Origin of the sequence: Orientia tsutsugamushi (assembly GCF_900327275.1) — a bacterium.
GTDB classification, from domain to species: Bacteria; Pseudomonadota; Alphaproteobacteria; order Rickettsiales; family Rickettsiaceae; genus Orientia; species Orientia tsutsugamushi.
In genome coordinates, this window is record NZ_LS398548.1 from 1,317,837 (window position 1) to 1,331,129 (window position 13,293).

The 13,293-nt window shown below is 29.6% G+C and carries 9 protein-coding genes and 7 pseudogenes; 7 read left to right on the forward strand and 9 right to left on the reverse strand.

The window, feature by feature from the left end; all coding sequences use genetic code 11:
* Positions 1-356: 356 nt before the first annotated feature.
* The 4 genes and pseudogenes from DK405_RS06965 to DK405_RS06975 all read right to left on the reverse strand — a co-directional run.
* Complete coding sequence (locus tag DK405_RS06965) at positions 357-1,436, reverse strand: COX15/CtaA family protein (RefSeq protein ID WP_045912823.1); 1,080 nt, start codon at positions 1,434-1,436, stop codon at positions 357-359.
* 583 nt (positions 1,437-2,019) lie between these two features.
* Positions 2,020-2,097: pseudogene (locus DK405_RS15785) on the reverse strand (transposase); the annotation flags it as partial.
* Positions 2,060-2,194, reverse strand: a complete 135-nt coding sequence (locus tag DK405_RS16175) for a hypothetical protein (RefSeq protein WP_258230625.1) — start codon at positions 2,192-2,194, stop codon at positions 2,060-2,062. The pseudogene DK405_RS15785 and the gene DK405_RS16175, both read right to left, overlap by 38 nt.
* Positions 2,195-2,432: 238 nt before the next feature.
* Positions 2,433-2,657, reverse strand: a pseudogene (locus tag DK405_RS06975) (transposase); the annotation flags it as partial.
* 3 nt (positions 2,658-2,660) lie between these two features.
* On the opposite strand from DK405_RS06975, the pseudogene DK405_RS06980 reads away from it, so the two are divergent.
* A pseudogene (locus tag DK405_RS06980) lies at positions 2,661-3,331 on the forward strand (IS982 family transposase); the annotation flags it as partial.
* A 16-nt stretch (positions 3,332-3,347) separates the two neighbouring features.
* Here the strand turns inward: DK405_RS06980 and DK405_RS14205 are convergent.
* A pseudogene (locus tag DK405_RS14205) lies at positions 3,348-3,458 on the reverse strand (conjugal transfer protein TraD); the annotation flags it as partial.
* A gap of 155 nt (positions 3,459-3,613) precedes the next feature.
* Between DK405_RS14205 and DK405_RS06985 the strand changes: the two are divergent.
* Positions 3,614-4,437 (forward strand): IS5 family transposase gene (locus DK405_RS06985; RefSeq protein WP_109510633.1). Its coding sequence is split into 2 segments (ribosomal slippage): positions 3,614-4,001 and positions 4,001-4,437, totalling 825 coding nucleotides; the frame shifts between segments, so codons are not numbered across the junction.
* Positions 4,438-5,208: 771 nt separating this feature from the next.
* Here DK405_RS06985 and DK405_RS06995 read toward each other — a convergent pair.
* The 3 genes and pseudogenes from DK405_RS06995 to DK405_RS07005 all read right to left on the reverse strand — a co-directional run.
* A pseudogene (locus DK405_RS06995) lies at positions 5,209-5,518 on the reverse strand (conjugal transfer protein TraD); the annotation flags it as partial.
* A gap of 511 nt (positions 5,519-6,029) precedes the next feature.
* Positions 6,030-7,304 (reverse strand): annotated as a pseudogene (locus tag DK405_RS07000) (malic enzyme-like NAD(P)-binding protein); the annotation flags it as partial.
* Between the two features lie 19 nt (positions 7,305-7,323).
* A complete protein-coding gene (locus DK405_RS07005; RefSeq protein WP_045912904.1) occupies positions 7,324-8,250 on the reverse strand; it encodes an AEC family transporter in 927 nt (308 codons plus the stop codon).
* Between the two features lie 297 nt (positions 8,251-8,547).
* Here DK405_RS07005 and DK405_RS07010 point away from each other — a divergent pair, with 297 nt between their 5' ends.
* Both DK405_RS07010 and DK405_RS07015 read left to right on the forward strand, forming a co-directional pair.
* Entirely contained in the window at positions 8,548-9,159 is a 612-nt protein-coding gene (locus DK405_RS07010) for a hypothetical protein (RefSeq protein ID WP_231967677.1), read from the forward strand.
* 63 nt (positions 9,160-9,222) lie between these two features.
* Entirely contained in the window at positions 9,223-9,606 is a 384-nt protein-coding gene (locus tag DK405_RS07015) for a citrate/2-methylcitrate synthase (RefSeq protein ID WP_045912906.1), read from the forward strand.
* Here the strand turns inward: DK405_RS07015 and DK405_RS07020 are convergent.
* A pseudogene (locus DK405_RS07020) lies at positions 9,603-10,032 on the reverse strand (transposase); the annotation flags it as partial. The gene DK405_RS07015 and the pseudogene DK405_RS07020 overlap by 4 nt on opposite strands.
* A 163-nt stretch (positions 10,033-10,195) precedes the next feature.
* Here DK405_RS07020 and DK405_RS07030 point away from each other — a divergent pair.
* The 3 genes from DK405_RS07030 (at position 10,196) to DK405_RS07040 (ending at position 13,201) form a co-directional block, all read left to right on the forward strand.
* Entirely contained in the window at positions 10,196-10,996 is an 801-nt protein-coding gene (locus tag DK405_RS07030; protein WP_231967680.1) for a hypothetical protein, read from the forward strand.
* Positions 10,997-11,015: 19 nt separating this feature from the next.
* Positions 11,016-11,660: a hypothetical protein gene (locus DK405_RS14210; protein ID WP_231967682.1), complete on the forward strand. Its 645-nt coding sequence runs from the start codon at positions 11,016-11,018 to the stop codon at positions 11,658-11,660.
* A 104-nt stretch (positions 11,661-11,764) separates the two neighbouring features.
* A complete protein-coding gene (locus tag DK405_RS07040; RefSeq protein WP_064612748.1) occupies positions 11,765-13,201 on the forward strand; it encodes a replicative DNA helicase in 1,437 nt (478 codons plus the stop codon).
* The last annotated feature ends 92 nt before the right edge of the window (positions 13,202-13,293 follow it).

Here is a 13,293-nt window from a genome sequence, read left to right on the forward strand (position 1 = left end):
TTATCAAGCCCAGGTTGCATATGTTTTTCGACCATCAGATTAACCTTTAGATTGAATACTGCCTCCCAATTCCATAATTTTTTTTCAACCTATTGCTTTAATTTTTTTGTTATACTGACAAATATTGCAAATATATTTACAGTTAAAGTTGAAGATTAATTATAAATATTAATAAAAGTTGACATAAGTTAATAGTAGGTTCTATAAAGTGCAGAAGTTAATAAAAATCAGCTTTTTTTCTTCCTTATATTTGATATGTCTTTGCAACTTTATCAGTAGATTCAGTAGGTAAAGAATTTTTCTTTCCTTATCTTCATTGCCTTTGCAGCTGTTATGCTTACAATAAATTCAAGTATCTAGTGTAATAGCTCAAAATTAGTTACTATATTTTGAATAAAAAGGAAAGTTGTTAATATCAAAATAGCACCTATTTGATGTGTTAAAGCAGCTAATATTGGGACATGATAAACCAAAGTTATAATGCCAGTAGTAACCTGAACTAAAACTAAACATGCTGCTACCATCCCCATTCCTCTTAGAGCGTGTTTATTAAGAATAATTAGCCAAATAGCATAACATATTATTAAGCCGCTAATTAGTATGCCAAACCACCTATGTATAAATTGCATCAACACTTGATTATCAAACATAGTAAAATCTATAGACTGATTTAATATTTCAATTGGAATTAAACTATCACCCATATTAGGAAACTCATTGTATATTAATCCTGCATCAAGTCCAGCAACTAAAGCTCCAAACATAATCTGAGTATAAAGTAAAAAAATAATTATCTTGTTAAGGACTATTAATTTTGTTTTTAAGTTAATAACATTAATACTTGTACTATTACAGTTATTAGCTTTGCTGGTTGCTAACATATAGCATTTAAATGGTTGTATAATAATTAATAACTCAGCTATTAATTGATGATAAATAACAACTGCTAATAACAAATGCCCTGCTAGTCGGCAGTGATTAATATACGGCGTATCTTTTAACCCACTCTTTACCATATACCATCCCATAAAACCTTGTATTATCACTAAACAAGTAATCAGAAGTAACCTGTAACATTGCAATTTAGTTAAAGATTTTAAATAATAAAAGATTAAAAATGGTATAATGATTATTATTCCAGTTATTCTTCCCAATAATCGATGAATATATTCGATAAAAAAGATATATTTAAACTCAGAAATAGTTATCTGATTATTAATTAAATTAAATTCTGGTGAAGCTGTATATTTATTAAACTCATTGTTCCAATCTTCTGAAGATATAGGAGGTATAATTCCTGATACCGGATTCCATTCTACAATAGATAAACCAGCATTAGTCAATCTAGTTATTCCTCCTACTACAATCATAAGTAATAATAGCAATGTTGATACTATTAACCAGATTGACATTATTTGAGTATGTGGCTTATCCATTTAGTATCTAAATATAATTAATATGCCTTTATCAGCAATTTTAAAATCATTAATTGACTACTAAGCATGTAAACCTAACATACTATAAAAAATCAAAGAAGCAAGTTAGCATAAGCCTTTCATGTATAAGAATTATTAAGACAGTCTTTTTTCCACCATATTTTCACTCACAAAAAAACATCTTTTTAAAAGCTAAATATGCTCTGCACTACTGTTATGTCTGATATTTTTTGAGATAAAAATGCTACCAAGATTCCAACATTTTGCAAGCAATAATTGCAAATAATGATAGTAGTGATAATGCAACAATCTTTTATTATTCTGTTGGAAATTTTCCTCTAGCAAAATTGTGATGGCTAACTAATGTTGATGAAAAAGCTGAAAAGCAGTAGCTAGCACTAATAGTTCGCTAGCTACAATACATAGCTATACTATTATAAAACAGTTATAATAGTATAGCTATCACGATGGCTTAGGTATGGTATTCAAAAAGTATATCATATAACTGTTTTATAGTGGCTTAGTTATAATTTTTCTCTCTTGCCTTTATCGTTAGCACTGTTTTCCAAAAATCTATAGAATTAGAAATTCTATTAAAAACTCTATTGCTGGAAATACGTTTGTTATGACAAATTCCTAACTTTGTAGAATCGATATAATATGTATAGCATAAAAAAACAATAAAATTTAATAATAATTACCACAGCTGCATCAAATATCTCTTTAGAAACATCAATTCCTACAATTATACCATTCATAATCACCAAATTTTATGTTAAACTTAATATCTCAAAACCAACCTTGCAAATGCAGGCTTTTTAGCCTAAGAATACCGCCCAGTTAGTTATTCAAAAAAGCTAGTTACTTATCTGTAGCACGTACTATTAGCCTTAGGCTCACTACTGTATACTAGCTTTCTTTTGTGCTATTGCTATAATCTTTTATTTTATTGCAATTTCACTTATTTTCATCATACAAGATACTATAAACGTCAATTTAGGATAAGGAGTCAGGAGAAGAAGAAGAGATAAGATGGTGATTAAGTTTAGAGATAGAATAACTAGCAAGAGAAGCAATTATATGAACAAAGAAATTAAGATGAGAACGGTGTCTAGTATGCTCTAAAAGCATATGTTTTTTTAGTACATTAAAGACAGACTCAATTAAAGAACGTTTATTTAATAATCGATTATCTTGTATGTCTAATAAATATGTTTTCATAATTACTTGAGTTATAAGTATAAAGGATACTTTTGCTTACCAAGATATAGTAGAATAATACAACTGTGGCCTAGAATGTTGCTACTATTAGCAATATTAATGCATTGTCTCAAAGGAGATGAGACTGGTATATATTACATCGATTCTACAAAGTTAGCAATTTGTCATAATAAACGTACCTTCAGCAATAGAGTTTTTAACAAAATTTCTAAAATTTGTGAGAGTAGTTATGGCTTGTTCTTAGGCTTTAAGCTACATCTTGTAATAATAAAGGCGAAATAATGTCATTTAAAATTACTAAAGGCAATAAAAGCTACATATCTGTAGCTTCAGTTTTTTCTAAAGGCTTATCTGGTAAATTGTTTGGTGATAAAGCTTACATATCTAAAGAGTTATTTCATCAACTCTTCTCCAATGGTCTACGTTTATTTACTAATCTTCTTAAAGATATGCAAACATATTTATTGGACACAGATGATAAGCGGTTATTAAATAAACGTTCTTTAATTGAATCTGTCTTTAATGTACTAAAAAAACATATGCTTTTAGAGCATACTAGACACCGTTCTCATCTTAATTTCTTTGTTCATATAATTGCTTCTCTTGCTAGTTATTCTATCTCTAAACTTAATCCCCATCTTATCTCTTCTTCTTCTCCTGACTCCTTATCCTAAATTGACGTTTAGAAGGTCATTCTTTCTTTAAGGCCTCAATGTCCTTAACATAACTGCCCCATTCTTGTCGAAAGCTATTCCATTTTAAGCCATGAAGACGACGAATGTAGCACTTGGTATCTTTGTCTATAGTCATTTACAATGAGGTTTGAGCATAAAAAAAGCGACAATAGCATCATAAGATTTACTAACAGGATATTTTATACGCAAACTTCATTAGACTTCTTTCGAAACTAGAGAATGATGTAGAATGGTGTTATAAAAATCTAATTTGAAGTAATAATGAAATTAGATCAGATTAAAGAGTTAAAGGATGAAAAATTTCGTCGATTAACAGGAGTAAGGAAGAGGACATTTTCAAAGATGGTGGATATTTTGAGGAAAGCTGATGGTCTTAAGAAATCAAAAGGTGGACGTAAAAATAAGCTCAATTTGGAGGAACAGTTGCTGATGGTGTTAGAATACCTTAGAGAATACCGTACTTATTTCCATATAGGTCAGAACTATGGAATTAGTGAAAGTTCAGCATATAAAGCTGTAAAATGGGTAGAAGACACCCTAGTTAAACACGCAAACTTTGCTCTTCCAGGTCGTAAAGCTATAATGAAGAGTGATATGAATTATGAAGTAGTCTTGATTGATGCTACTGAGACTCCTATAGAAAGACCTAAAAAAAACAAAAATTCTATTATTCAGGAAAGAAGAAAAGGCATACACTAAAAACTCAAATAGTGGTAGATAAGAAAACGCGCCAAGTAATATGTACAGATTTTTCTAACGGTAAAAAACATGACTTTAGATTATTTAAGAAATCCAAAATTCTTATCCATCCTAAGGTAAAAGTGATTACTGATACAGGATATCAAGGCATACAAAAAATTCACAATAATTCTGAATTACCAAAGAAAAAAAGCAAGAAAAATCCTTTAACTAAAAATGATAAAAAGAATAATCATAGGTTAGCAGGAGCAAGAGTTGTGAATGAAAACGTTATTGGTATGCTAAAACGCTTCAAAATTATTGCTGACAAATATCGAAATAGACGTAAAAGATTCTCTCTTAGATTTAATTTGATCTCTGGCATTTATAATTTTGAACTACTTTAACCAGTTTCGAAATAGGTCTAATGAAAAAGTAATTAGTATGACATATTCTATAGGTTTTCTGAAAAAATGTGCTGAACATATAAGGAAAGAGCGAAAATTAGTTTTGAATCAGTATCAAAACGTTTTGTGATAGGAAAGAATACAGTGTTTGTATTGCATTAAAACATATTGCGTTAAAAAACAGAAACAGAGCTTTAACAAAAATCTTTATTGATAAACTAAAAGAAGACGTGAGACAAGATAGTAACGCATATCAATATGAAAGAGCTGAACGACTATGAGTAAGTAAGTTAGGTATACAAAAAGCTTAAAGAGATTAAATATTACATATAAGAAAAACTTTAAAACATCTAAAGTCAAAAAAGAAGAGAGATTAAAATTTCAGAATAAGATAAAACGATACAAAGACAAAGAAAAAATTATTTTCTTGATGGATAAGAGAGGTTTTGTTCATAGTACAATTAGAACTCACAGATATGTAGCAAAAGGCATGAGATGTTACTGATGTTATGATTCATCAGTCAAAGAGAACTAATGTTAAGCAGCACTAGTAGATAAATTTCTGCTAACTGTATCAATTTTTGACTGCAATGTTAATCCGCTATTTTAAACTAGACCTCTTTCGAAACTGGTTAAGGTAGTTCAAAATTATTGCTGATAAATATCGAAATAGACGTAAAAGATTCGGTCTTAGATTTAATTTGATCTCTGGCATTTATAATTTTGATACGTTAACCAGTTTCGAAAGAGGTCTATTGTAAATGACTATAGTTCAGAGGAAAATTTTAAAATCACAGCTGCTTTATTTTGCTGTTCTTTATCAAAAATATCTTTACCAATTGTAGTTCAATGATCTTGAACATTTGGATGTTGTGTTAGAGTTTCTTTTAGTGAAATAATCGCACCAAATAAAGTATTTGTTGGTAAGTGATCAAGCTTAGCCTTAGCAACTAATCCACCCATTTCAATAAGACGTCGAGTACGCATTTTACGTTCTTTAATTTTGAGGTTAACCTCATCCATAATTAGCTTAGCCTTTTTTTTGTTGGAGAGTAATTTTTTGCTGCATAAGATTTGCTATATTAGTAATTCATAAAGATAAAAAAAAATCAGGCAAGAATATATCAAAATAAAATTCCAGTATCAAATTTGGTAATCATTATATAATCCTGTATTCTCATATAACTTTCTTCTACTCCACATAGAAGACTTTAGTAAGAAATAGTTGTGGCAAAAAATGATATAGTCATTTACAATGAAGTTTGCGTATAAAATATTCTGTTGGTAAATCTTATGATGCTATTGTTGCTTTTTTTATGCTCAAACATCATTGTAAATGACTATACATAAGCATAAAAGTCCTATAATTCTTGTTTTTCCTATGTTTTAGCATGTTTTATATCAAGCTTAAGTTAATGCATGTTGTTGTTTTGGTAACTTTACGACTAAGTTCTAAACAACTTAAGATAAAATAGCCGTAAGAATTTGTAAAGTTTAGCTGTGTATAAAAATTGCCATTTTCTTTACTATTATTTACGTTATTCAGCTACTTATATGTAACTAATTTACTCAGCAAATGCAGCTTTATCTAAAAGATGATTTTTATATTTTTGAAGATCAATATTTTTTCTAGCTACTCCAGTTTTCATTGCTGTACTAGCTACTAATGGTGGAATAGCATAAAGTAGCCTTGGGTCAAATGGTGAAGGAAGAATGTAATCGAATCCATATTCCATTTTTCGCCCTAAATGAGCTTTAGTTACTAAATCTGGTACTGGATGAGTAGCAAGTGCTGCTATTTCCTTAGCTGCAGCTATCTTCATTGAGTTATTTATTGTTGTTGCCATAACATCTAATGCTCCTCTAAAAATATAAGGAAACACTATTACATTATTTATTTGGTTACTAAAATCAGATCTTCCTGTAGCAACAATAGCATTTGGACGTACAAACTTAACTTCAGCAGGCATAATTTCAGGATCTGGATTAGCTAAAGCAAAGATAATTGGTTTATCAGCCATAGTAGCTAACATTTCTTGAGTTAAAGCTCCTTTAACTGATAACCCTAAAAATAAATCTGCACCAATTATTGCTTCTTTGAGAGTTCTATACTTAGTATCGATAGCATGAGCTTCTTTCCACACATTCATGCCTTTAGTTCGTCCTTTATAAATTACGCCCTGGCTATCGCATAATATTATATTTTCTATACCTATAGACTTTAATAATTCTGCACAAGCAATACCAGCAGCTCCAGCTCCATTAATGATAACTTTTAAATTTCTTAAATTCTGACGTCCTGTAAGATCAGCAGCATTAATAACTCCTGCTGTAACTGCAACAGCAGTACCATGTTGGTCATCATGAAATACAGGAATATCTATAAGTTCTTGTAGCTTGTTTTCTATAATAAAGCATTCAGGAGCCTTAATATCTTCTAAATTAATGCCACCCCAATTATATTTAAGATATTGAATAAGCTTAATAATTTCATAAGGGTCTTCAGTATCTATCTCAAGATCTATAGCGTCAATATCAGCAAATTTTTTAAATAATGCTGCCTTACCTTCCATAACAGGTTTAGCAGCAGCAGCTCCTAAATTGCCTAGTCCTAGAACTGCTGTGCCATTTGAAATTACTGCAACTGTGTTACCTCGAGAGGTGTAGTCATAAATTGTATTAATATTATCAACAATCTTTAGACATGGAGCAGATACACCAGGAGAATAAGCTAGCGCTAAGTCATGTTGAGTTGCAAGTGGCTTGGTAGTTATCATAGCTATTTTACCTGGTAGGTTATCTTTTTTATGATATTCAAGACTTAACTTCGAGATTAATGAATCATTTTTAGATAAGTTATTAGTCATAAAGATTATCCTATTAATTTTAAGCAAAGATATACATAATAATTGATAAAGACAATAAGGAAAATATTGTAGTAAAAGTAATGATTGTTGCCATTGAATCCGGGTCTCCATGTAGTTGTTGAGAAAGCAAGTATGATGTACTAGCTGGTGGTAAACAACTAAATAGTATTCCAACTACTCTTAAATCACCTGTAATACCAGCAATAAAAAAGAGTATTATGGTAATTAAAGGTAAAATAATCAACTTTGTAAGAAGTGCTATAAAAACTTGATGTATGTGTTTAGTATTAAGATTAAATTGCAACCTAGCTCCAACACTCATTACTCCAATTGCAAGCGCGGAGTTTGATAATATATCAATAGTGTTTTTAATACCAACATTGAGTACTATATTAAAATAATTAAAAGTTAATCCTATTAAACTTGCAATAATTAGTGGATTAGCTACAAAATTTTTTATTGCACTGGAAAAATTTGGTTTAATGTTATTGCCAGGATTATTGGTATAGATGCTAAAAATTAATACTGAAAGCACATTGGTGTAGATAACCATATAAACTGAAACAATTGCTACAATAGCCATTTTCTTGCTTCCAAAAAGACCATTGCTTAATGCAAGAAAGATATAATTATTAAACCTAATTGATCCCTGAAATAGAGATGTAAAAACCATCTTGCATCCTTGAGTTCTTCTTCTGTATATTATCAACATAATAGAGACTATACCAATAGATAACATTAATAGAAGAATTAATCTAAGCAAATCATGTGAACTAGTTTCTATTGCAGATGTATGATTGAATAATACTAGTGGAAACAATAAAAAATAAGATAATTTTTCTAATCCACGCCAAAACTCTTCTGAGCTAATCCAAGTTCTCTTAATAATAATGCCAAGCATTGTGATAATGAATATAGGCAGTATGCTTACAAATATATTATTCATTATTTAGTGCTTATTAATTAGTATATTTTACTTTAGTATAGTACTATTCTATGTAAGTGTATTTAAGGTAAAACCTAAAAACTAGTTGCTAGTTAATATTTAGTTTTGGTAAATAAAATAAATAATTAAAGTAATGAAATAGTGAGAATACATTAATTCATCAAAAAATTCTTTACTTAATTTTTTCTTTCTACTACTCTCACATTTTTCTAGACAGAATTGATAAATTCATGTCTAGTTTTTTTAGAAGAATATACATTATATTTACATAATATTGCAATTGTGTAAATAATTTTATTGAGTAAAATTATGGTAAGGTTGATTTTTTTTATTGCAGTTTTAGTATTAATGCTTACAGGAGCTACTAAGTCCAAGACTGTTAATATAACTAATAGCTTTAAGGATATTAAAGCCACAGGGTTTATTAAGGAAAAGCGTCTTCCAATATACAATTATAAATATATTCGTAAAGCTCAACAAAATGTTAGCCAAAATAACATTGATGATGATAGCGATCAAGAAGATGAAGAATTAACTAATGCAGCTGCAATTAATAGGCAAATGTATAGACAAATGCTGGAAATGGAACAGCAACAGTCAAGAGCAAATAGAAAAACAAAATTAGGAAAATCAGCCTGTTATTCTTCTAAACTATCTAAAGTTTCTAAAATACTACCAAACAGAATTATTCCTACTAGATTATTAGACAAAAATCAAACAGCTCAAGTATTACAAGAGAAAGAAGTAAAAACTAGTAATATCAATGTAGATTGTAGTAATCTTCAAAATAAAATAGATGAACTTGAGAAGGAGTTAAAGTTAGTTAAAATACAAGTTAAAGATCCTGTTGCAGCAACCTCACATGCTCAAGCAAATAATGTACAAACAGATTCTACTGAGAATGAGTAGCACTTCAATTGAACAGCGTTTTTTTGATTTGTAGATTTATAATATTATTTAAAATTGAAGATAATGACAGATAAAAATTATGCTGAACTTAAGGTTGAAGATCAAATAATTTTACTTCCCATTAAAAAATCTACTATGGGTATGAATGTAATAGATATCACCAAATTATATACTGAGAGTAATTATTGTACTTATGATCCTGGTTTTATATCAACTGCTTCATGCAAAGCATCAATAACTTATATAGATGATAACCAAGGTATATTAATGCATCGTAGATATGATATTAGAGACTTAGCTACTAGTTGCAGTTTTTTAGAGGTATGTTATTTATTACTAAATGGTTCATTGCCTACTCAAAAACAAAACGAAAATTTTGCTAAAGAGGTGAGTGATCATACTATACTAACTAAACAACTTTGTAATTTGTTAATAACGCTAATTTAGGATAAGTGATTAGAAGAGAAAGAAGAAAGAGATAAGATAGGGATTAAGTTTGGAGATGGAATAACTAGCAAGAGAAGCAATTATATGAACAAAGAAGTTAATATGAGAGCGATGTCGAGTATGCTCTAAATGCATGTGTTTTTTTAGTACATTAAAGACAGACTCAATTAAGGAACGTTTATTTAATAAAAGCTTATCATCTATGTCCAATAAATATGTTTTCATATCTTTACGAAGATTAGTAAATAAACGTAGACCATTGGAGAAGAGTTGATGAAATAACTCTTCAGATATGTAAGCTTTATCACCAAACAATTTACCAGATAAGCCTTTAGAAAAAAACGAAGATACAGATAGGTCGCTTTTATTGCTTTTAGTAATTTTAACTGACATTATTTCGCCTTTATTATTGATTATAAGATGTACTATAGGAAAAATTGGTCTTCTAAGGCAGATAGTATAAGTATGAAGATTTATATAGGTTTGGCATAATGATTTTTGTCAACCTTTTGAACAAAAATTTGATGGTAATTTGTAAAAAAATTATTTTCTAAAACACCTACTATAGCTGTATTTTTGGAGATGAAAAATGCGACCTGTAGTATTCGATTTTTTAACTAATAGTTGTAATATTATTAAAAAAAATAGTAACAATAATGACACAATATTTTATAACTTTATTGGAAATATCATTCCACCAGAATGGAGAAAGCTAACTGGAGATAATGGAAAAGCATTAAGTAAAACATCTAAACAGCTTTTATCATTCATAGTATTTAGACTACATATCTATTACAACAAAGATATAGATGAATTACAGGAAAGTTATCAGCTTTATGAAGATAAGCTGAATGTTGGTCAAAGAAGAGTTAGGCAATGCTTAGTAGAATTAAGAGATGCAGGTTTTATTGAAATTGAAAATAGGACAATCATTAAAGACAATGTGAAGTTACGTAATGTCCCTTGCATAAAAATTCTGAAAAATTTTCAGCACTATAGTGAAAAAGGGAAAGAAGAAAATATAGCCTTACCAGAAAAAAAATTTCGTCCCAACATGAAAGAAATTTCAGGTCAACCTGAAACTTTTTTCAGGGACATATATAGATATATAAAAAAATCTAAAATATCTAGATCTACTGAAGGTGAGTTAGTAGAGAATAAAAAAAATGAAAATGAAGAACAAAATTTTCAAAATGTTGATGATTTTGAAAATGATATACGAACTTCAACTAAAAATTGTAATCAAGACATTAAATCACTAATAACAAAGATTCTCAAGTCTTCGAATGGTAAAAAAGAATGGTTCAAAAAGTACAGGCTAAAAGAGTTTTACCCACTAACACCAGAAGATGCAGTTGCACTGCAACACAAGTCTGATAAAGGTTTTTAACATATACTTTATCAACAAATTGCTATTAAAGCTAGCAGGTCGATATTCGAATTATCATTTTGGCTGTAAAGCATCAGTTCTAAACTATATAGCAAAAGTGTTAGCGAATGAATTACGAACTACTGATCAGGCAAATAGAGACAACTGTGGATTTGATAACGAATTTAATAAGGAAAAATATCTTACTCAAATTGAAACAAGCGCAAATCTTAGTAAGGAAAGTCAGTTGAAGCATAAAATTGCTGGTTCTTTTGAAGCAGCTATGGCTTATCAAATTTTGACTTCTTGTAGTTTTGGGCCAGCGGTTCGAACTAGGTTTTTTGTTAAGTTGCTTAAAAATATCACACTAACAGAATGTGATGAATCAAAGATATTACAAGCTGTACAAGATGTATATGGATACGAAATTCAAGAATTGCAAGTTACACCATTTGAGCAACCTACAACTGTTTCACAGAAACAAATCAATGAAGAAGAGTATCTCTTGAATCTCAGTAAACAACTGGGCTCTAACTCAACTTGGTACAAAGTACGAGAATCTTTGATTAAAAGTTATGGTCAAACTATTGATAAAAAATACTTTAGCGAATTGAACATTATAAATGAAGATAATGTTAGTAAAAAAATATTCATTAAAGCTAAAACAGGATTTGCTGATAGTTAAATCACAAGCAACCATATGGAAAATCTTGCGCACGCTTTTAAAGCTCAGGGATTTTCTTTCGAGTTAGTTAAGTTTAGTAATTTTAATAAAATTTAAAGAGTGATATGGAAAAAGATCTTGCAAAGATTGCTCCAAATAATATTCAAGCAGAGCAAATGATACTTGGAGCAATTCTGATTAACAATCGTGCGCTATATAACATTAACGAATTTTTACTGCCAGAACATTTTTATGAACCATTACATGGCAAAATATACAAGTCAATTAATCTCATTATTAGTAAAGGAATTAGCGCTACTGTAATTTCGCTCAAAAATATGCTAGGCAATGAACTCACATTTGATGAAATAGGTGGAGTAGATTATCTAGCTAAACTTACAACGTTAGCATTAAGTATAGTTAATGTTAATGAGTACGGCAAAATAGTATATGATCTTGCGCTGAGGTGTTATTTAATTGAAATTGGAGAAAAAATAGTAACAAATGCGTATTCTTCTACTTTAGCAGATTTAGCTATAAGTCAGATCGAAACTGCTGAATCTCAATTATATGATCTAGGTTCAAGGGGAACTTTAAGTAAAGGATTTACAAAATTACAAACTTCAATTGAAGAATCATGGACATCAATTTCATCTGCTATTAAAAATAAAAACTCTATTAACGGTATTAGTAGTGGACTACTTGACCTTGATTCAAAGCTTGGAGGATTTAAAAATTCTGACCTAATAATATTAGCTGGCAGACCATCAATGGGTAAAACTGCTTTAGGAGTTAACTTAGCAATAAATGCTTGTAAATATTTTCTTACTAAAAAAAATACTAAAGATAATGTAGTGCCATCAGTTGGATTCTTTTCTTTAGAAATGTCATCTCAGCAAATCTCTACTCGAATTCTTTCTATAGAATCAGAAATTAATAGCTCTGCATTATTTAACGGTAAAATAGGTGAACAAGATGTTGATAAGTTAAAGACTGTACAAGACGAAATACAAAAGTGGAATTTTTTTATAGATGATGCTCCAGCAATCTCGATATCTGCAATTAGATCTCGAGCTCGTAGACTTAAACGTACTCATAATTTAGCAATATTATTTATTGATTATTTACAGCTAATAAAAATTGATTCCAGAGGAAGTCAGTATAATCGAGTACAGGAGATTTCTGAAATTACTCAGAGCTTAAAAGCTCTTGCTAAAGAGCTCAATATTTCAATCATTGCGTTATCTCAATTGTCTAGAGCTGTAGAACAAAGGTCAGATAAAAAGCCTATTCTTTCAGATCTAAGAGAATCAGGCTCAATTGAACAGGACGCCGATATTGTAATGCTTATATATCGTGACGAATATTACTTGTCTAGATCAGAACCAGATCGAGGTACTCCAGAATACACAGAATGGGTTACAAAACAAAATAAATGTTATAACACTGCTGAAATAATTGTTGCTAAACACCGTAATGGGCCAGTTGGTACAGTGAAGTTGTACTATAATAGTAGGTATTCTAAATTTGGCAATATTGTTAAAAACTCTCAGCAATGTTAATAAACGCTAGATTATGCATAAGATGAAAAAATGCTTATTCAAAAAAAATTACAGCAAAATTTTACTCATTAACACCAGAGATATGTAACTCA